Origin of the sequence: Acidovorax sp. 69, from assembly GCF_002797445.1 — a bacterium.
Taxonomy (GTDB): Bacteria; Pseudomonadota; Gammaproteobacteria; order Burkholderiales; family Burkholderiaceae_C; genus Acidovorax.
In genome coordinates this window covers 186,533-205,932 of sequence record NZ_PGEP01000001.1, presented here as the reverse complement: position 1 = coordinate 205,932, position 19,400 = coordinate 186,533, and the positions used below count along the sequence as shown (strand labels likewise).

Sequence of the window (19,400 nt, the reverse complement as noted above, 5' to 3'; positions counted from 1 at the left end):
GCACAGGCACTGCCCGGAGCGGGTTTGTAAAATCGGATTATCCATGAGCCACCCATTCCCCCCATCACCCACCGTTGCGCCCCTGGGCGCCGCCGTGGCGAGCACAGCCTTGCCCCCCGTCCACTGGCCTGACGCCACCCGGAAAACGGCCTTCGACGCCTGGTTGGCCCCCTTGGTCGGCCCCCAGCAACTGCTGCCCGCCACATTGCGCCCCGCGTCGGCCGACGCCAGCTTCAGGCGCTATCTGCGCATCGACAGTGCCACAGGCGCCAGCCGCATCGTGATGGACGCGCCACCGGACAAGGAAAACTGCCACCCCTTCGTGCAAGTTCAGGGACTTCTGGCCGCCGCAGGCCTGAACGTGCCGCAGATCCTGGCGTGGGACGAAGCCGGTGGCTTCATGCTGCTGTCCGACCTGGGCCACCAGACGTTGATTGAGCGGCTCAACCCCGAAAAGCCCCAGGACGCCTACGCCTGGTACCAGCAAGCCACGGATGTGTTGCTGCAGTGGCAAAAGGCCTCCCAACCTGGCGTGCTGCCAGCGTACGACGAGGCGCTGTTGCGCCGCGAACTGGCGCTGTACCCCGACTGGTACCTGGCCCAGCACCGTGGCGTCACACTGAGCGACCCACAGAAGGCCACCCTGGCCAACGCCTTTGATGCCATCGTGGCCCACAACCTGGCGGCCCCCCAGGTCTACGTGCACCGCGACTTCATGACACGGAACCTGATGGCGCCCGTCACAGAAGGGGCACCGCTGGGCGTGCTGGACTTTCAGGACGCGGTGTACGGCCCCATCACCTACGACATTGCCAGCCTGTTGCGCGACGCGTTCATCAGCTGGGAAGAAGAATTCGTCATCGACATTACCGTGCGTTACTGGGAAAAGGCGCGCAAGGCAGGTTTGCTGGGCGCCAAAAGCGCCAGTGGCTGGGGCGACGATTTTGGTGAGTTCTACCGCGCCGTGGAGTGGATGGGCCTGCAGCGCCACCTCAAGGTCGCGGGCATCTTTGCGCGCCTGACCCTGCGCGACGGCAAGCCCAAGTACCTGGCCGATGCGCCCCGCTTCATGGCGTACATCCGCGCCACCGCCAACCGCTACCGGCAACTGGGGCCGCTGCTCAAGATGCTGGACCAGATCGAAGGCACCGAGCCAGTGACCGGTTTTGCCTACGGCCGCATGTAGGCGCTCCGCCCTCGGTGTTGAATTTGAACTAAATCCGCTTGTAACGCTTGATAATCAAGCGCCAATAGCTATCAAATAAGTAGCAAATGCCCCGTTTCCATTGCCCGGACCTTCTGGCCACCGGTGCCGAGCTGGACCTGCCCCCCGGCGCAGCACGCCATGTGCAGGTGCTGCGCCTGCAGCCGGGTGACAGCATCACCCTGTTCCACGGCGGGCAGGCCGAGGGCGACCCCGGTGGCGAATTTGATGCCACCGTGGTGCGCATGGGCCGCAGCGACGTGCGTGTGCTGGTGGGGGCCCACCATGCCATCGAACGCGAAACACTGCGCGCCGTGCACCTGCTCGCAGGCATCACCGCCAACGAGCGCATGGACTGGCTGGTGGAAAAAGCCACCGAACTGGGCGTGACCAGCATCACCCCGCTGGTGGCCGAACGCAGCGTGCTCAAGCTCAAGGGCGACCGCGCCGACAAGAAGATCGCCCACTGGCAGGCCGTGGCAGTGGCCGCGTGCGAACAGTGTGGCCGCAACCGCGTGCCGGTGGTGCACGACGCCACCGATCTGGCAGGCTGGGTGCGCGCCCAGGCCGCAACGGCGCCCACCCCATCCAGCACAGGCGCGGCCCAGCGCCTGCTGCTGTCGCTGCGCCCCGGCACATCGCCGCTGCGCCAGGCCACTGGGGCCGATGGCGCCCAGCGGCCCGTGCTGTTCCTCTCGGGCCCCGAGGGCGGGCTCAGCAGCGCCGAGGAAGAGCTGGCCGTGCAGCACGGCTTTGCACCGGTCACCCTGGGCCCCCGCGTGCTGCGGGCGGAAACCGCGCCCCTGGCGGCTTTGGCGGCGCTGACCCTGTTGTAGAAGGCTTGGACGCAGGGGGCTCCGCGTCCTAGAATGCGCAACCGGCCCGTACCGAGCCCTGCGGCCGACACTTCCACGCCCCGCGCGTGGCCCACCCCACTGGCAGGAGCCTCCATCTTGCGCCACCCTTCCCGCTGGCAACGCCTCAGGGATGTGATCCTCTCCACCGAGCCCCGGCGGCGCACGCTGGTCAGCATGGCATTGCTGGCCCTGCTGTTGATGACCGGCAGCGCAGGCGTGATGCTGCTGGTGGCGCATGCCAACGTTGCGGTCAACGCGACTGCCGTGCAATGGTGGGCCGCCATGTCGGTGGGCGGGCTGGTGGTGATGACGGCTTTCATCCGGTCGGGTGCAACGGCCCGGTTGCGCGACCCCTCGCTCACCATTCCCCAGATGGTCTGGACGCTCACCAGCGGCGCCGTGGCCTATGTGCTGGCGGGCGAAGCGCGCGGGCTGGTGCCCAGCGTGCTGGCCATGATTTTGTTTTTTGGCACCTTTGGCCTCACGGTGGCCGAGGTGATTGGCATCGGCATCTATGCCCTGCTGGCCTTTGCCTGCGCCATTGGGGCCACCACCCGTTTCAGCGCCAACCCCTTCGGCTACCTCGACACCGCCTATGCGCTGATGGTGGCCATTGTGCTCGGGGGCTGCGTTGCGCTGAACCTTCGCATCCAGCGCATCCGGGCCAAGCTGCAGCAGCAACGCGAAGCCCTGGCGCAGGCGCTCGACATCAACCGCGAGCTGGCTACGCGCGACGAGCTGACCGGGCTCATCAACCGCCGCGCCATGCTGGACCTGATGGCGCTGGAGCACCGACGCAGCCTGCGCAACCACCGCCCGCTGGTGCTGGCACAACTGGACATCGACCACTTCAAGCCCATCAACGACCAACACGGCCACGCCACTGGCGACCGCGCGCTGCAGGCCTTTGCGGGCACGGTGCGCGCCACCGTGCGCGGCACCGACGTGCTGGCCCGCTGGGGCGGCGAGGAGTTCGTGCTGATGCTTGCCGACACACAGCTGGACGACGCCCGCGAGTTGCTCGAACGGATCCGGCTCGCGGTCGAAAGGCTGGAAATTCCCCACGCCACGGGCAGTTTTCAGATGTCTGTGTCGGCAGGCCTGGCGCTGCACCTGCCCGGCGATACCGTAGAGCACACGCTGGAGCGCGCCGACCAGGCGCTCTACACCGCCAAAGCGCTCGGGCGCAACCGGGTGGTGGTTGCGAACCGCCCCGCGGCCACCGTGCCCCCGCTCAACGCACGGGCTTGAGCCCCCCGCAGTCGGCCGCCAGCCACTTGCCAGTCTGGGCCATGTCCAGCTGGTCGGGCTTGCCCTGGGATGTGGTGGTCTTGACCTTGAAATTGCCAGCGTAGGCCGTCGGGCCGCTGAAGGTCATGGTGCCTTCGCCCGAGGTGGGCGGCTGGCCCTGGGCCCCCTTGCAGCTGAAGGTCATCGCCACAGAGTTCGGCCCCGTGCGCTGCACCTTTTGCGTACAGCCTTCCTGCACCGGCAGGTTGTCCAGATCCGCCTGCTCGGCGCTGACGCAAACCTTCACCGTATTGCCGCTGGGTCCCATGCTCACCCCCTGCTGGGCCAGCATCTGCTCCATCTGCTTGCGCTGCGCGGGGGTCATGCTGGCCATGGACTTCTGCGCCTGCGCCATGGCGGCTTCCATCTGGCCACTCTGGCTTTTCATCACCACGCTGTGCTCCCACAGCCCGGGCCGCATTTTCTGGGGCTGCGCATGGGCCAGGCCCAGGGCACCGGGCAGAAGTACGGCAGTGGTCACGGCGATGGCAAACATGTGCATGGCAAAACTCCCTGGGCTGGATGGCAAAAAGGCCGGCGGTCGGACAGGTGGACAGGTGGACAGGTGGACAGGTGGACAGGTGGACAGGTGGACAGGTGGACAGGTGGACAGTATCCCCAACCCGCCCCCAACTGCCAAGCATGCCATCCAGGCATTGCAGGCGGCAGTCCGTGTCCCGTCACCCGTGCTCCGGCGCAGCACTGCCCAGCAACAGCAACAACAACCCGGGTGGAGAAAACGGAATCAGGCACTCAGGTGGGGCGGCGCACGCAACTGCTCTGGGGTGGTGAACCATGCCGCAGACGCTCCCAGCCGCCCCCGCGCCTGGGCCAGCTCGTGCCGCGCCACGGTGCGCAGATGCACCTCGTCGGGCCCATCCATCAGGCGCAGCGCGCGGCCCCAGGTCCAGAAGGCCGCCAGCGGCGTGTCCGGCGACAGGCCCATGGCGCCAAAAATTTGCATGGCGCGGTCCACCACACGCTGCTGCAGGCGCGCTGCCACCACCTTGATGGCCGCGACCTGGGCACGGGTGTGCCGCGCATCGGCCGCGCTGCCCTGGTCTAGCAGCCACGCGGCCTGCAGCACCAAAAGGCGCGCCTGGTCGATCTCGATGCGCGACTCGGCAATCCACTCCTGCACATTCGCTTGCTCTGCCAGCGGCTTGCCAAAGGCCGTGCGCTCCAGCGCGCGCTCTGTGGCCAGCGAGAGCGCCAGCTCGCACTGGCCAATGGTGCGCATGCAGTGGTGCACGCGCCCCGGCCCCAGGCGTGCCTGCGCCATGGCAAAACCCGCGCCCCAATCCCCCAGCAGGTGGTCGGCAGGCACACGCACGCCTTGCAGCAAAATTTCGCAGTGCCCTTCGGGCGCGTGGTGGTGCAGCACGCTGATATTGCGCACGATCGACACGCCCGGTGTGTCCACGGGCACCAGCACCATGCTGTGGCGGTGGTAGCTCTCCACCCCATCGACGTCAGCGTCGGCATTGCGGCACAACACGATGAGCAGCCGGCAATGTGGATGGGCCGCGCCCGTGATGAACCACTTGCGGCCACTGAGCACCAGCTCCTCACCCTTGCGCCGCACCGTGGTCTGCAGGTTGGTGGGGTCGGACGAAGCCACGTCGGGCTCGCTCATCGCAAAGGCCGAGCGCATCTGGCCGTCAAGCAGCGGCACCAGCCAGGTTGCGCGCTGCGCGGGCGTGGCAAAGCGGTGCAACAGCTCCATATTGCCGGTGTCGGGCGCGTGGCAGTTGAACACCTCGGCGGCCCAAGGCAGGCGGCCCATGGTTTCGGCCAGCGGTGCGTAGTCGAGGCTGGACAGGCCGGTGCCCGGCTCGTCATCGCGCAGCGTGGGCAGGAACAGGTTCCACAGGCCTTCGTCGCGCGCCAGGGCCTTGAGGTCTTCGAGAAACGGCGGCGGGTAGTCGCCCGCCAGCACGGCCGCATGCCAGGCGGCGTTGTAAGGCAGCAGGTAGCGGTCCATGAACGCCTGCAGGCGCTCACGCAGTTGAAGGGCCTGGGGAGAAGGTGCAAAGTCCATGGTGGCATTGTGAAAACACCGTCAGCGCCCGTCACAACGCAGGCGACAACGGGCTTGACGCACATCACGGCGCACCAGCTTGGGGGTTCTGGTCTTCTTCTGATTGCTTCTTTTTTGATAGCTACTGGCGCTTATCCAATAAGCGCTATATGCCATTTTTTCTTCAAATTCGCTCGCAGCGCGGGTACCATCGCCCCATGAGCACCCACTACGAAACCCTGTCCGCCGCCGATACCTACCGCGAGGCATTTGCGGTCGCGCCCCCCGAGGCGCTGGGCGAACGCCACCTGTGGCCGCGCAAGCCGGGCTTTTTTATCGTCCACGCCGCCACGGCGGCGGCCATCGCGCAGCCCCCCGCTGCGCCTGCCGTCGATGCCGATGCCAGCGCTGCCGCCGATGTGGAAGCCACCGAACCCAACACCGACCGCGTGCTGGTACCCGCCCAGTGGGGCCTGGTGCCGCACTGGGTCAAGTCCGCATCCGACGCCAAGTTGCGCGCAACCAAGCTGGTCAACGCCAAGTCCGACACCGCCTCCACCGGCACAGCGTTCCGCGATGCGTGGCTGAGGGGCCAGCGCTGCATCGTGCCCATGACCGCATTTTACGAAGACGACCTGCGCAACGGCAGCAAGGCCGTGCCCACGCGCGTGGCCCGCGTGGACGGCAAACCCATGGGCGTGGCGGGCCTGTGGGCGCGCTGGCAGGGGGCTGATGGCGAGGTCATCATCAGCTATTGCCTGCTCACGGTGAACGCCAACAACCACGCATTGCTGCACCGCTACGGCCAGCCGGGCAGCGAAAAAAGCATGCCCGCCATCCTGAACGAAGGCGCCTACGACGCCTGGCTCACCGCCCGCCCCGAAAAGGCCAAGGAGTTCATGCGCCAGTACGCGGCGCAGTGGCTCACGGCCAACCCGGTGGAGAAGAAGGCGGACAAGGTGCCCAAGGGCTTGCTGGGGTGACCCCCGTGGGTTGAAGGTGCGCCAGCGCGGCGCACGGCTTCAACGGGCTCAGGACGGCCGCTTCATCTGGCAAGAGGTGGGCTGGGCGCTGATGTAAGAGTCCCAGACCACTTCGGAGCGAAAGCCATAGCCGGTTTTCTCGGCGTCGTACTTCACACCTTTGCTGCCTTGCTTGGCCCAGATGCCCAGGTACAGCGGGGCTTCGAGTTGGTGGTCGCTCTTGCGCATGCGCACCTCGCCGATAGGGCTCTTGTAGGCCATGCCTTCCAGTGCAAAGGCCACCTTCTTGGCGTCGGTGGACTGCGCCTTGCGCATGGCCTCGCGCAGCATGTGCATGGTGTTCCAGTGCGCAGCGAAGATGAACTCGTCGTTGTACTTCTTCTTGTAGTCCACGTAGATCTTTTCCAGCTCTGGGGTGGGTGCGTTGTGGACCCAGTTCCAGACCACGCCGACCTTGCCGTCGCCCCAGTTGCCCAACTGCGCGGGGGTGCCGGGGTTGTTGGCGTTCAGGGTGAAGTAGTTGATGTTGAGCCCGTAGTCGCGGGACGATTTGAACAGCAAGGTGAGGTCGCTGCCCCAGTTGGAGGTGATGACCGTGTCGGCCTTGGCGGCCGCCATCTTGGCCACGTAGGGGGCAAAGTCGCGCGTCTGGGCAATGGGTACGAAGTCGTCACCGACGATCTCGATGTCGGGCCGTTTGCGGGCCAGGTATTCCTTGGCGGCCTTGGATACCTGGCGGCCGTGGGTGTAGTCCTGGTTGAGCAGGTACACGCGCTTCACATCCTTGCGGCCCTGCAGGTAGGTGGTCAGCGCCTCGATCTTCATCTCGCTCGATGGATAGAAGCGGAAGTGCCAGAAGCTGCAGCGCTCGTTGGTGAGCTGCGGGTCCATGGCGGCGTAGTTGAGGTACACCGTCGCGCGCTCCGGGTCGCGCTCGGCGAGCTTGTTGAGCGCATCCACCAGCGCCAGCGCCACCCCCGACCCGCCCCCCTGGGTGATGTAGCGGACGCCCCGGTCCGTGGCGGCCTTGAGCGCGTTCAGGCTCTCCTGCGGTGTGCCCTTGTTGTCGAAGTCCACCACCTCGAACTTCGGTTCGTTGGGGGCCGCCTTGGCGTTGACCTGCAACACCACCTCCCGCAGTTGGTTGAGCGAACTCTGGCCTGTGAGGGCGAACGGCCCGGACAGCAGATCGATAAAGCCGATCTTGACCGTCTCGGCCGCGCCGGCATGCGCCGCCATCACCAGCGCTGCGGCGCATGCGCCGGCTTTGAGCCATTTACTGGGAACCATGTTCATGCCTGTCTCCGTGGGGGTTGATGGGGGAGTCGAATCAAGGGAATGCGTTGTCACTCGCCGCTGAACACCGAGCCATGGCGTTGCCGCAACTCGTTTTTTTGCACCTTGCCGGTACCGCCCAGCGGCAGGCTGTCCACAAACAGCACGTCGTCCGGCAGCCACCATTTGGCGACACGCTGCGCAAGGAAATCCAGGATCTGCGGCTTGTCCAGCGGCTGGCCAGGCTTGCGCACGATGAAGAGCAGGGGGCGTTCGTCCCATCGGGGATGCTTGACCCCGATGACGGCGGCCATGGCCACTTCAGGATGCGCCATGGCCGCGTTCTCCAGGTCGATGGAGCTGATCCACTCGCCGCCCGACTTGATCACGTCCTTGGTGCGGTCGCGGATCTGCACCACGCCCTGCGGGCTGATGGTGGCGATGTCGCCCGTGGGGAACCAGCCATCGACCAGCGCCGAGCGCTCGGCCTTGTGGTAGCGGCTCACGATCCACTGGCCGCGCACCATCAGCTCGCCCTGCGCAACGCCGTCGCGCGGCACGGCGACACCCTGCTCGTCCACCAGCTTGAGCTCGATGCCAAACACCGACTTGCCCTGCTTGGCGATCAGCGCATGGCGGTCTTCGGGCGGCAGTTCGGCATCGGTTGCCGACAGCGTGCTCATGGTGGCGATGGCCGTGGTCTCGGTCATGCCCCAGCCGTGGCGCACCTCCACGTCATACACATCGTTGAACTTGGCAATCAGCGCCTTGGGCATGGCCGATCCCCCCACGCCCGTGCGCCGCATGGTGGTAAAGCGCAGCTGGTGCTGCTCCACGTACTGGATCAGCCCCATCCAGATGGTCGGCACGCCCGCGCTGACCGTGACGCGCTCGGTCTCCATCAGCTCGTACAGGCTGGCGGCGTCCAGGCGCGGGCCTGGCAGCACCAGCTTGGCGCCGCCGATCAACGCCGCGTAGGGCAGGCACCAGGCGTTGATGTGAAACATGGGCACCACGGGCAGCACAGACTCTTGCGCGCTGATGCTCAGTACGCCCGGCATACAGGCCGACAACGCGCTCAGCGTCAGGGCCCGGTGCGAATACAGCACACCCTTGGGGTTGCCCGTGGTGCCCGACGTGTAGCACAGCGCCGCGCCGGATTTCTCATCGCACTCGGGCCAGGCAAAGGAGCCGCCTTCCCGGGCGATCAGCGGTTCGTAGGCCTCGACCCCAGGCACTCCCTGCAGGTCGATGGCGCCCAGTGTTTCGGCATCACACAGGGCCACCCAATGCCGCACCCGGGGGCATGACGCAGCAATGGCGCGCACCAGCGGCGCAAAGGTGGTGTCGAAGAGCACCACCTCGTCGTCGGCGTGGTTGACGATGTAGGCCAGCTGCTCGGGGTGCAGGCGCGGGTTGCAGGTGTGCATGACCATGCCGCTGCCGGAGACGGCGTAGTAGGCCTCCAGGTGGCGGTGGTTGTTCCAGGCGAGCGAGCCCACCACGCTGCCAGGGCGCAGGCCCAGCGCCTGCAGTGCGTTGGCGAGCTGCCGGGCGCGCTGCGCCAGGTCGGCAAAGCGGTACCGGTGCAAGCTGCCATCGGTGTCGCGCGAGACGATCTGCTGGTCGCCGTATTGGCTCTCGCCATGTTCGAGGATGGCCGAAACCAGTAAAGGCCGGTCCATCATGCTGCCGGGCTGGTGCTGCTGCATTGCCGTTGTCTCCTTGGGGGTGCGCTCTGTGCTGCACTGCGGCATCGGTGTGCCAGTGCAAAGCCCTCTTTGGCGGGGCTGGCACATCGTCGCAAACAACGCGGGGGGTGCTTGTCGTCTGGGCGACTCAGCCAACCGATCCAATCACTTTTTGCGAATGCAAGCCGTCACTACCCGAGCTTGAGCTATTCGAAAACAGGTCGCTGGAACTGCTTGCTAGCCTGGTTTGCGCAATTGGTACTTGCCGGGTTTTGCGGAGTTTCTATACTGGGATGGTTGATCGTTTTACGCGTGCAGACTCTCGCTGCAAGCCAGTTTTAGGAGAAATCCGGTGGCCAGACTATCCCGCACGGTCGAGTTGGTAACGCAGGCTTTGCGGGATATTTCGCGTTGGGCCACTCGTTGATGTTTCAGCTTTTCTTTTCAAATCGGTCGTGCGACTGGTGGTTCAACGAGGCAGGGATTGTGTTGCAGCTCATTGGCGCCGGCGTCCTGGTGGTGGCGGGATTTAAGACGCGTGCAGCGCTAAAGGACATTCCGGATTCATGGGACGCGGATTTGACGGAAAAACTTCGCGACGCGTTCGCAGAACAGGCGTTCACGGGCCTTTATGGGTTCCTTTTCCTTGCCGCTGGTCTGTTTGCGCAAGCAATTGCCGGAGTGCTACAAAAGTGAGCCTGCGGCCTGACTGATCGCTCGACGCGGACACGCAATGGCATTGCGCCACAAGTCATGCTGATGAGCTTGCGCCTTGCGGCGCAATGCCGTTGCGTGCCGTTCCAACTTCAACTTTCGGCTGCGACCAAGATGGCCAATCTACCTTGCTTCACATCGTCAGTCCTCGAAGCGGCATGTCGTGTCCTCGGAGACACTATGAATGGGCTGACAGGACCAGAAATCGGATACATCCTTGCTGAAATTAAGGTTCCTGACTTGGACGCCGGGAACACAAAGTGGAAGCGGCTGTTCAATGCGTTGGTTGCGGTACAGAACGACAAGCAAATAGGCAACTATCTTGTGTTGTTCGTGAACCTAGCCATGGATCCCGCTAGGTACGTTTCCAAGCCGGATATCTTTGATTGGCGCCGCGATGGACTCAATGTGGCGCTTGCCTTTGCTGGATACGGTGTCAACGAACGAGGACAAGTGGTTCACACCACCAGAGAGACCACTCTTACCGGGGCCCGCGCACGAGCCGGGCGGTTGAAAAGCAATCTCGAAGCTCGCGGAACGCACCAAGAAGTCTTCGCGTACTGCCGCGCTGAGCTGCTGGAAGACAACTACTTCCATGCGGTGTTTGAGGCAACGAAGGGACTGGCTGATCGCATAAGGAAATTGTCCGGCTTGAGTTCGGACGGCGCGGAGTTGGTGAACGAAGCTTTCTCGGTGAAGGCACCCCTAATTCGCCTCAACTCACTAGAGAGCGAGACCCAACGGAGCGAGCAAAAGGGCGTGGCCAACTTGCTCGTTGGTCTTTTCGGTGCTGTGCGAAATCCTCTCGCCCATGCACCGAAGGCGAATTGGCCCATGCCTGAACAGGACGCCTTGGACGTGTTCGCACTAGTGTCGTACGTTCACAGAAAGCTTGACGGATCAGGAGGTTCATGAGGACGTACCAACCAAGTCATTCGAGGTGCGGACGCGCGTAAGAGGTTCGGTTCTCCCAACTCCTTTCAAACCGCCGCCTACCTGACGTTTGCGAGGGCGTCGCAAAGCACACCTCACAACCCCAGCCCCACAAACAGCGCCTCCACCCGCTTCAGCACCCCCTCCTCCATCCGCATCGGCCGCCCCCACTCCCGCTGCGTCTCGCCGGGCCACTTGTTGGTGGCGTCCATCCCCATCTTGCTGCCCAGGCCAGAGACGGGCGAGGCGAAGTCCAGGTAGTCGATGGGCGTGTGTTCCACCAGCAGGGTGTCGCGTGCCGGGTCCATGCGGGTGGTGATGGCCCAGATCACTTCCTTCCAGTCGCGCACGTCCACGTCGTCGTCCACCACCACGATAAACTTGGTGTACATGAACTGGCGCAGGTGGCTCCACACGCCCATCATCACGCGCCGCGCGTGGCCCGCGTAGGCCTTGCGGATGCTGACCACCGCTAGCCGATAGCTGCAGCCTTCGGGCGGCAGGTAGAAGTCCATGATCTCGGGGAACTGCTTTTGCAGCAGCGGGATGAACAGCTCGTTCATCGCCAGGCCCAGCACGGCGGGCTCATCGGGCGGTTTGCCGGTGTAGGTGCTGTGGTAGATCGCGTCCTTGCGCAGCGTGATGCGGTCCACCGTGAGCACGGGGAACTCGGCGCATTCGTTGTAGTAGCCGGTGTGATCGCCATACGGCCCCTCCAGCGCATGCTGCCAGCCGCTCGCGTGGCTGGCGTCGGGCTGGATATGGCCTTCGAGCACGATCTCGGCGGTGGCGGGCACCTGCAGCGGCACGCCCAGCGCGGGCGTGACTTCGGTGCGCGCGCCGCGCAGCAGGCCGGCGAACTGGTATTCGCTCAAGGAGTCAGGCACCGGCGTGACGGCGCCCAGCAGCGTGGCCGGGTCGGCCCCCAGCGCGACGGCCACGGGGTAGGGCTGGCCGGGGTGGGCGGCGCAGTGGTCTGCAAAGTCCAGCGCGCCACCCCGGTGGGCCAGCCAGCGCACGATGACCTGGTTGCGCGAGAGCACCTGCTGGCGGTAGATGCCCAGGTTTTGCCGCGCCTTGCGCGGGCCGCGTGTGATGGTCAGGCCCCAGGTGATAAGCGGGGCCACATCGCCCGGCCAGCAGTGCTGAACGGGCAGGCGGGCCAGATCGACATCGGGGCCTTCCCACACCTCTTGCTGGCAAGGGGCGCCACGGGCCACGGTGTGCGGTGCCATGTTCCACAGCGTCTTGAGCAGCTGGCCCATGCCGAGCATGTCCTTGAAGCCCTTCGGGGCCTCGGGCTCCCTGAGGGTGGCCAACAGTTCGCCCAAAGCGCGCACGCCATGCAGGTCGGTCACGCCCATGGCGCGGGCCACCCGGTCGGGCGTGCCAAACAGGTTGGTCAACACCGGCATGTGGTGGCCCGTGGGCTGCGTGAACAGCAGCGCCGGGCCGCCTGCGCGCAGCACGCGGTCGCTCAGCGCAGTCATCTCCAGGTGGGGCGAGACCGGCTCCGCCACGCGGCGCAGGTCGCCCGTGGCTTCCAGCTGGGCCATAAAGTCGCGCAGGTCACGGTAGGCCATGGGGATGCAGATATTTAGATGAAATAGGCTGCTAGCGCACGTTTCATAAGCGCCAACAGCTATCAATTAAGGAGCGTCAGACTCCAACCCCTGCCAGCGCGGCGCCAGGTCGTGGGGCACATCGATGAGGTCGAGGGCGCGGGCCACGCTGTAGTCCACCACCTCGCCCACGGTCTGCGGGCGCAGGTAGAAGGCGGGCAGCGGCGGGCAGACGATGCCGCCCATCTCGGTCACCGCCACCATGTTGCGCAGGTGGGTGAGGTGCAAGGGTGATTCGCGCACCATGAGCACCAGGCGGCGGCGCTCCTTGAGCACCACATCGGCCGCGCGCGTGAGCAGGTTGTCGGCCAGGCCGTGCGCAATGGCGGCCAGGGTGCGCATGGAACACGGCGCCACCACCATGGCGTGGCACTGGAACGAACCGCTCGCAATGGCCGCGCCCACGTTGGCCACGTCGTGCACGCGGTGCGCCAGGGCCTCGACGGCGGGCCGCTCCATGTCCAGCTCATGGCGCAGGTTGCGCCAGCCTGCGTCGGAGACGACCAGGTGCGTCTCGATGCCGCTCTGGCCCTGCAGCACCTGCAAGAGGCGCGCACCATACACGGCGCCGCTGGCGCCCGAGATGGCGACGATGATGCGGCGCGGGAGGTTTTGCTCAGCCATGGGGCACTTCCTCATTGGCCCGCGCACGCAGCGGCTCGGCCTGCTGATCGGCCTCGACATGCTCCAGTACCAGTGCGGCCTGCACGGGGTCGAAGTCTTCGTGCACGCGTTTTTTCACGCCGTACTGCTGCAATTGGTAGTGCCGGTCGGCGGCGATGCCGTGGCGCGCCAGCGTGCTCTTGACGCAGACCAGCGGGCAGCCGTCCAGCGCGATGAGGGGCCGGCCCGAGCGCACGATTTTCATCAGGTGCGGCACATCGCCACCCACGCCCGCAATGCAGGACATCTCGGCCACGCCGCGCCGATCGAGCTGCAATGCCACGTGGTTGGCCAGCTGCGCGGCGCTGGAGCAGCCGGAGCAGGAATAGACCAAGGGGTGGTTCAGGGGGTGGGTGTCGGCGGTCATGGTTCACCCTCGGGTGCGAGGTGTTGCATCCAGGCGCCGCCGCAGCCGGCCCAGCACCTGGCGCGGCGTCAGCGTGTGCGCCCACTGGCGCGGGTCCAGCACGGGCAGCTCGATCGCATCCAGCGCGTTCTTCACCACCAGGCCCAGCTCGGTGTCGCCCTCCATCGACAGGCGGCGGCTGAAGAACAGCGTGTCGGGGTCTTGCTGGCGCTGGGCCAGCAGCAAGAAATCATGGGCCGTAGCGCTCAGCGTCAGGTCGGCCACGGCGGGGGGCACCAGCGGCGCGTGGGGCGCAAAACGCTGACCCGACCAGGCAAAGTCAAACGCCAGGCGCGCATCGCGCACCTGCACCCGCATCTTTTTGTGCAGCAGCAACCGGCCCACGTCATCGGGCAGGTGCCGCGCCAGCGCCAGGTTGAGCGCCGTCACCAGCAACATCGAGCCGGGATAAGCGGGCAGGTGCGACAGCAGGGCCCCCACGGGAGAAGGAACCACCCGCAGAGGGGAAGGCGATGAAGGCGACGAAGAAGATGCAGCCATAGGGAAGAGGTGGGCACTCAGGCCACGTAGAAAAACACGGTGAAAAAATGACAGGCACTGCCGCCCAGCACAAACAGGTGCCACAGCCCGTGGCCATGGCGCACGCGGTGGTCCAGTGCATAAAAAACAATGCCCAGCGTGTAGCAGGCGCCACCCGCCAACAGCCAGCCAAAACCCCCGGGCGTGAGCGCCTGCCACAGCGGCACCACGGCCACCAGCGCCAGCCAGCCCATCACCACATAGATGGCCAGCGACAACACGCGCGCGCCGCGTGCCCACCAGATCTCTTGCGTGATGCCCAGCAGCGCCAGGCCCCACACCACGCCCAGCAGCGTCCAGCCCCAGGGCCCGCGCAGCGACACGAGTGCAAACGGCGTGTAGCTGCCCGCAATCAGCAGGTAGATGCTGCAGTGGTCCCACTTTTGCAGCACGGCCTTGATGGCGCGCCGGCGCACGCTGTGGTACGCGGTGGAGGCCGTGTACAGCGCCACCAGCATGGCGCCGTAGATGCTGAAGGCCACCACCTTCCACGGGTCGCCCAGGCGCGCCGCCAGCGTGATGAGCACGGCGGTGCCCACCGTGGCCAGCAGGGCTCCGACCAGGTGGCTGATGCTGTTGAAACGTTCTCCGGGGTACATGCGGTGATTCGCCTTCGCGTTATGGATTGATCGCAGGCAGCGCGGCAGCAGCACTCGCTGCCCCCTGCAGCCCCTGCTCCAGGCCCGGGCGACCGAACCAGTAGCCATTGCAGGGCAGATCGGGCATGAAGGGCTGCATGCGCTCTACAAAGTCAGGCGCCTTTTCAGCGTTTTCTTCGGGAGCCACGGCACGGCGGGCTTCGTCAAACGACGCGATCACCTGTGGCATGTGCTGGGCCTGCGGGCTCAGGCGCAACACGTTCACGCCCTGGGCGCGCATCGCAGCCAGTTCGTTGGCCAGGTTGTAGACGCGGGCCGATTGCGTCTGCGTGCCGTTGAGCACCAGAAAACCCTCGCTCTCGCGCGTGCGCAACGTCAGGCCGTCGGCGTGCTGAAGGCAGCTGAATTGGCAGTCGTCCTTGGGCAGGTTGCGGTGGCGCGCGGTGAAGCAGCGCGCCGAATACGCCAGCGGCATGCGCCCGTAGGCAAACACCTCGGTCTCGATGCCTGCGGGCCGCTGCGCCAGCACGGCAGCGAGCGCGTCCTGCGACATTTCGAGCGACATCACCCATCGCTTAGCGCCCAGCTGCGCCATCCACTGCAGCGAGGGCGCGTTGTACAGGTTCAGGTGCGGGCCGGCCACAAAGGCCTGCGGCCCGGCGGGTGCGCGCGCAAGGCAGCTGACGGCGCCCATGTCGTTGGCCTCCACCAGAAACTCGCCATTGGCGGTGATCTTGTGCATCACTCCCACGTCGGCGCTGGACTCGATGAGCACCTGGCTGGACAAGACCGCCTCTTTGCCTGCGTCCTGCAGCATGCGCGCCAGCGCCAGCCAGTCGGCCAGGCGCAGCTCGTGGCGGCGCGAGCACACCGTCTCGCCCAGGTACACCACGTCCACAGGCGTGGCGGCCATGGCCTCGTAAAAAGCGAACACCGTGTCACGGGGCCAGTAGTACAGCAGCGGGCCGAGAGAGAGTTTCATGGGGCGGTCTCCGGGAGTTTTATCGTGGAATCCAGACGCTTGGAGCGGCTCATTGAGTTCGAATCTGGCGCAGCCTAAGCCAGCGACCGCCGCGCAAGGGCCGCCAAGCCGCGTATGCGGCGCTTCGCTGGCGTGCGCTGGCGGTGTCCCCCTTCCCGCATCGCGTAAGCGAGGCGAGAGAAGGGGGAAGGCGCGAAGCGCCTCAGGGGGTTGTTCTTCATTTCCAGGGCCGGTGGTAAGCACCGAGCGTGTGCTGCTGTCCTTCTGCCACCTGGTCGAGACTCGCCATCCAGCGGGTCTTGGGCGCGTAGCGGTGGGGGTGGGCCAGGCACTGGTCCATGGCCTCGCGCCAGACCTGGGTGACCTGCGCCACATACGCGGGGCTGCGCTGGCGGCCTTCGATCTTGATGGCGCGCACGCCCATCTTGAGCAGCTGGGGCAGCAGCTCCAGCGTGTTGAGGCTGGTGGGCTCTTCGATGGCGTAGTAGTTCTCGTCATCGCCCACGTCAAAGCGGCCCTTGCACAGGGTGGGGTAGCCCGCGTTCTCGCCGGGCGCATAGCGGTCGATGAGCACGCCGTTCAGGCGCGACTCGCGGCCCTCGCGCGTCTCCACCCAGCGCACGGCTTTTGGCGGCGAGCACACGCCGTGTGTGTTGGGCGATTCGCCGGTCACATACGACGACAGCGCGCAGCGCCCTTCGACCATCACACACAGGCTGCCAAACCCGAACACCTCGATCTCGACCGGCGTGCGGTCGATGACCTGGCGCACCTGCTCCATCGACAGCACGCGCGGCAACACGGCGCGCACGATGCCAAACTGCTCGCGGTAGAAGTTGATGGCCTCATAGTGGGTGGCAGAGCCCTGCACCGACAGGTGCAGCCGCAGCTGTGGGTGGTGCTGGGCGGCGTACTGCATGAGGCCCGGGTCGGCCAGGATGACAGCGTCCAGCCCCATGTCCACGGCCTTGTCCACCGCGCTGCGCCAGGGGCCGGGGTTGGCCGCCTGCGGGTAGGTGTTGAGCGCCATGAAGACCTTGCAGCCGTGCGAATGCGCGTAGGCAATGCCACTGGCGATGGACGCCTCGTCAAAATTGAGGCCCGCAAAGTTGCGCGCGTTGGTGGCATCGCGCAGGCCCAGGTAGACGCAGTTGGCACCGTGGTCCACGGCCGCCTTCAGGGCAGGCAGGCTGCCTGCGGGGCACACCAACTCCATCGCAGGCGAGGTCGGTACCGGGGCCACGGGCAGCGCGGCCTCCATCAATTTCAGGGGTTCCATCACAAGCATTCAAACGCTGGCCCCGGGGGGAGCCACAGCACTGGGCGCCACCTTACTGAGGCAGACCGGCGCATCTGCTGATCTTCATCAACGGCAGTGCACAATGCCAGAGCAAAGCAGTCGGACTTTGATGTGCCTCCGCCTTCCTGGCGCATCACACTGCCGTCCGGCCTTGACTTGCATCTATGCCGCCCTCCCGCTAAGACCTTCTGTGCGACCTTCTCTGCGCCCCAAGCGCCGCCCTGCCGTGAACAAGAACCTGTGGTTGTTGGCCCTGTGCCAAGGCCTTTTCCTCACCAACAACGTCGTTTTCATTGCCATCAATGGCCTGGTGGGCCTGCAGCTGGCGCCGTTTGGCTGGATGGCAACGCTGCCGGTGATGGGCTATGTGGTGGGTGGGGCGTTGTCCACGCCCCTGGTGGCCAGGACGCAGATGCGCTGGGGGCGCAAGGTGTCGTTCCAGATCGGACTGGCCGTGGCGGTCGCGTCGGCTGCGCTGTGCGCCTGGGCGGCGTTCAGTGCCAACTTTTGGTTGCTTTGCACTGCCACCGTGGTGGCGGGTTACTACAGCGCCAACGGCGGCTTGTACCGGTTTGCCGCCGCCGAGCTGGCCCCGCCGGACTACCGCGAAAAGGCCGTGTCGCTGGTGCTGGCCGGTGGCCTGCTGGGCGCCGTGGCGGGCCCCAACCTGGCCAGCGCCACGCGCACGCTGTTCCCGGTGCCGTTCGCGGGTGCCTATATCGCGCTGATCGGTGTGGCACTGTTGTCCATGCTGAGCATGGCGGCCATCCGGTTCGAGGTGCAGCCTGTGGTGCTGAACGCCGCAGGGCAACCGGCGCAAGGCAGGCCTCTTTCTGAACTGATGCGCCAGCCCGCCTTCATCGTGGCCATTGTGGGCGCTGCGCTGGGCTATGGCGTGATGAACCTGCTGATGGCCGCCACGCCGCTGGCCATGCAGGTGTGTGGCTTTGATTTCGACGCATCGGCCCTGGTGCTGGAGTGGCACGTGATCGGCATGTTCGCACCCGGTTTTGTCACAGGCCACCTTATCAAGCGTTTTGGCGTGTTGCCCATCATGGGCACGGGGGTGTTGCTCAACGTCGCCTGCGTGGCCGTGGCGCTGATGGGGGTGGAGCTGCACCACTTCGGCGTTGCGCTGTTCTTGCTGGGCGTGGGCTGGAATTTCCTGTTCACCGGCTCCACCACGCTGGCCATGACCGCCTACCGCCCCGAGGAAAAAGACCGCGCCCAGGCTGCCATCAATTTCTGCGTGTACGCCACGCTGGCGCTGAGCGCTTTCTCATCCGGCGTGCTGGTCACCACGCAGGGCTGGACGCTGCTGAACGCGGGCTCGTTGCTGCCGATTGTGATGACGGGGCTGGCGCTGGGTTGGCTGGCCATGGAGCGCAGGCGCAAGAGCGCCTGACACCATCGGTCAGGCCTGAAGACCCTCCGTTGCCACGGTAGCGCTCAGCCACCGTGCAAAGGCCGCCACCGCCGGGTCTTCCAGGCGGCCCGGGGCCACGAACAGGCTGTAGCCCCGCACCCCGCTGTCGTGGTGGGGATGGGCCAGCACCAGCTCGCCCGACTGCAGTTCCCGCTCCACAAAATAGCGGGGCACCAAGCCCACGCCCAGGTCGGCGCGTACCGCCTCCACCAGCATCGAGAACAGATCAAACCGGTGGCCGCCCAAAGTGTGGTCGGGGGTGCGCGTGATGCCTGCACGGGTGAACCAGTCGTCCCAAGCCCCCAGGCGGGAGCTGAGTTGCAGCAGAGGCACTGCCCGAAAGTCACCCCGCTCCATGGCGCGCCGGTGGCGCGCCTCGGGCGCACACACGGCCACACAGACCTCGCGCATCAGCGGCTCGGGCAACACACCGGGCCAGGCTGCGTCGTCGTACTGCACGGCCACATCAAACGGAACCTCTGCCATGTAGATCTGCGTGGGGTACACCTGCAAGTGCAGGCTGCAACCTTTGTGCGCGGCCAAAAAGGCGGGCAGCCGGGGCAGCAGCCAGCGCTCGGCAAACACGGGCACGCAGCCCACCAGCAGGCGCGCGCCATCGGGCCGCTGGGCCATGGCTTCCAGTGTGTGGTTCTGCAGGCGCAGCAGGTCGCCCACGATCTGCGCGTGGTAGCGGCGGCCCACGTCGGTCAGCGTGGAGCCACGGGCACCGCGCTGCACCAGTTGCAGGCCCAGCTGGCCTTCAAGCAGGCGCAGCTGCTGGCTCACGGCGCTGTGGGTGAGGCACAACTCTTCGGCGGCCTTGCTCACACCGTGGTGGCGCGCCACGGCGTCAAAAACGAGCAGGGCGCGGGTGCTGGGAATATGTCTGCGCATG

19 protein-coding genes are annotated in these 19,400 nt (G+C 65.9%); 7 read left to right on the top strand and 12 right to left on the bottom strand.

Annotated elements, in window-relative coordinates; all coding sequences use genetic code 11:
- The first annotated feature begins 43 nt into the window (after positions 1–43).
- The 3 genes from CLU85_RS00940 (at position 44) to CLU85_RS00930 (ending at position 3,312) form a co-directional block, all read left to right on the top strand.
- The gene (locus CLU85_RS00940) at positions 44–1,186 is read left to right on the top strand and encodes an aminoglycoside phosphotransferase family protein (protein WP_100408647.1); all 1,143 of its coding nucleotides are present in this window, start codon (positions 44–46) and stop codon (positions 1,184–1,186) included.
- Between the two features lie 86 nt (positions 1,187–1,272).
- Positions 1,273–2,040: a 16S rRNA (uracil(1498)-N(3))-methyltransferase gene (locus CLU85_RS00935; RefSeq protein WP_100408646.1), complete on the top strand. Its 768-nt coding sequence runs from the start codon at positions 1,273–1,275 to the stop codon at positions 2,038–2,040.
- A 117-nt stretch (positions 2,041–2,157) separates the two neighbouring features.
- Positions 2,158–3,312, top strand: a complete 1,155-nt coding sequence (locus CLU85_RS00930) for a GGDEF domain-containing protein (protein WP_232727691.1) — start codon at positions 2,158–2,160, stop codon at positions 3,310–3,312.
- Here the strand turns inward: CLU85_RS00930 and CLU85_RS00925 are convergent.
- Entirely contained in the window at positions 3,296–3,853 is a 558-nt protein-coding gene (locus tag CLU85_RS00925; RefSeq protein WP_157803896.1) for a DUF3617 domain-containing protein, read from the bottom strand. The two genes, CLU85_RS00930 and CLU85_RS00925, sit on opposite strands and share 17 nt — an antisense overlap.
- Before the next feature lie 243 nt (positions 3,854–4,096).
- Positions 4,097–5,392 carry an acyl-CoA dehydrogenase family protein gene (locus CLU85_RS00920; protein WP_100408644.1) on the bottom strand — a complete coding sequence of 432 codons (1,296 nt, stop codon included), beginning with the start codon at positions 5,390–5,392 and terminating at the stop codon, positions 4,097–4,099.
- A 197-nt stretch (positions 5,393–5,589) separates the two neighbouring features.
- Between CLU85_RS00920 and CLU85_RS00915 the strand changes: the two genes are divergently transcribed.
- Positions 5,590–6,354, top strand: a complete 765-nt coding sequence (locus CLU85_RS00915; RefSeq protein WP_100408643.1) for an SOS response-associated peptidase — start codon at positions 5,590–5,592, stop codon at positions 6,352–6,354.
- A gap of 48 nt (positions 6,355–6,402) precedes the next feature.
- On the opposite strand, the gene CLU85_RS00910 is transcribed toward CLU85_RS00915, so the two are convergent.
- The gene (locus CLU85_RS00910) at positions 6,403–7,644 is read right to left on the bottom strand and encodes a branched-chain amino acid ABC transporter substrate-binding protein (protein ID WP_198509235.1); all 1,242 of its coding nucleotides are present in this window, start codon (positions 7,642–7,644) and stop codon (positions 6,403–6,405) included.
- A gap of 56 nt (positions 7,645–7,700) precedes the next feature.
- Positions 7,701–9,341 (bottom strand): long-chain-fatty-acid--CoA ligase, encoded by a 1,641-nt coding sequence (locus CLU85_RS00905; protein WP_100408641.1) that lies wholly within the window; start codon positions 9,339–9,341, stop codon positions 7,701–7,703.
- Positions 9,342–9,746: 405 nt separating this feature from the next.
- Here CLU85_RS00905 and CLU85_RS00900 point away from each other — a divergent pair, with 405 nt between their 5' ends.
- Both CLU85_RS00900 and CLU85_RS00895 read left to right on the top strand, forming a co-directional pair.
- Entirely contained in the window at positions 9,747–10,016 is a 270-nt protein-coding gene (locus CLU85_RS00900; RefSeq protein WP_100408640.1) for a hypothetical protein, read from the top strand.
- Positions 10,017–10,079: 63 nt separating this feature from the next.
- Positions 10,080–10,949 (top strand): TIGR02391 family protein, encoded by an 870-nt coding sequence (locus CLU85_RS00895; RefSeq protein WP_232727690.1) that lies wholly within the window; start codon positions 10,080–10,082, stop codon positions 10,947–10,949.
- A 113-nt stretch (positions 10,950–11,062) separates the two neighbouring features.
- Here the strand turns inward: CLU85_RS00895 and ubiD are convergent, their stop codons facing one another.
- From ubiD to CLU85_RS00860, 7 genes are all read right to left on the bottom strand, one after another.
- On the bottom strand, positions 11,063–12,550 hold the full coding sequence (gene ubiD, locus CLU85_RS00890; protein ID WP_100408639.1) for a 4-hydroxy-3-polyprenylbenzoate decarboxylase: 1,488 nt from the start codon (positions 12,548–12,550) through the stop codon (positions 11,063–11,065).
- Positions 12,551–12,616: 66 nt separating this feature from the next.
- Positions 12,617–13,213, bottom strand: a complete 597-nt coding sequence (locus tag CLU85_RS00885) for a UbiX family flavin prenyltransferase (RefSeq protein ID WP_100408638.1) — start codon at positions 13,211–13,213, stop codon at positions 12,617–12,619.
- The gene (locus CLU85_RS00880) at positions 13,206–13,619 is read right to left on the bottom strand and encodes a putative zinc-binding protein (protein WP_100408637.1); all 414 of its coding nucleotides are present in this window, start codon (positions 13,617–13,619) and stop codon (positions 13,206–13,208) included. The genes CLU85_RS00885 and CLU85_RS00880 overlap by 8 nt, the downstream gene beginning before the upstream one ends.
- Before the next feature lie 3 nt (positions 13,620–13,622).
- Positions 13,623–14,159: an SCP2 domain-containing protein gene (locus CLU85_RS00875; RefSeq protein ID WP_100408636.1), complete on the bottom strand. Its 537-nt coding sequence runs from the start codon at positions 14,157–14,159 to the stop codon at positions 13,623–13,625.
- Between the two features lie 17 nt (positions 14,160–14,176).
- Positions 14,177–14,797 (bottom strand): hemolysin III family protein, encoded by a 621-nt coding sequence (locus CLU85_RS00870; protein ID WP_100408635.1) that lies wholly within the window; start codon positions 14,795–14,797, stop codon positions 14,177–14,179.
- Positions 14,798–14,816: 19 nt separating this feature from the next.
- On the bottom strand, positions 14,817–15,779 hold the full coding sequence (locus CLU85_RS00865; RefSeq protein ID WP_100408634.1) for a U32 family peptidase: 963 nt from the start codon (positions 15,777–15,779) through the stop codon (positions 14,817–14,819).
- 217 nt (positions 15,780–15,996) lie between these two features.
- Positions 15,997–17,040 carry a peptidase U32 family protein gene (locus tag CLU85_RS00860; protein WP_100412302.1) on the bottom strand — a complete coding sequence of 348 codons (1,044 nt, stop codon included), beginning with the start codon at positions 17,038–17,040 and terminating at the stop codon, positions 15,997–15,999.
- A 265-nt stretch (positions 17,041–17,305) separates the two neighbouring features.
- Here CLU85_RS00860 and CLU85_RS00855 point away from each other — a divergent pair, with 265 nt between their 5' ends.
- Complete coding sequence (locus tag CLU85_RS00855; RefSeq protein ID WP_100412301.1) at positions 17,306–18,484, top strand: MFS transporter; 1,179 nt, start codon at positions 17,306–17,308, stop codon at positions 18,482–18,484.
- Positions 18,485–18,493: 9 nt separating this feature from the next.
- Here the strand turns inward: CLU85_RS00855 and CLU85_RS00850 are convergent, their stop codons facing one another.
- The gene (locus CLU85_RS00850) at positions 18,494–19,399 is read right to left on the bottom strand and encodes a LysR family transcriptional regulator (RefSeq protein WP_100408633.1); all 906 of its coding nucleotides are present in this window, start codon (positions 19,397–19,399) and stop codon (positions 18,494–18,496) included.
- Position 19,400 lies beyond the last annotated feature (1 nt).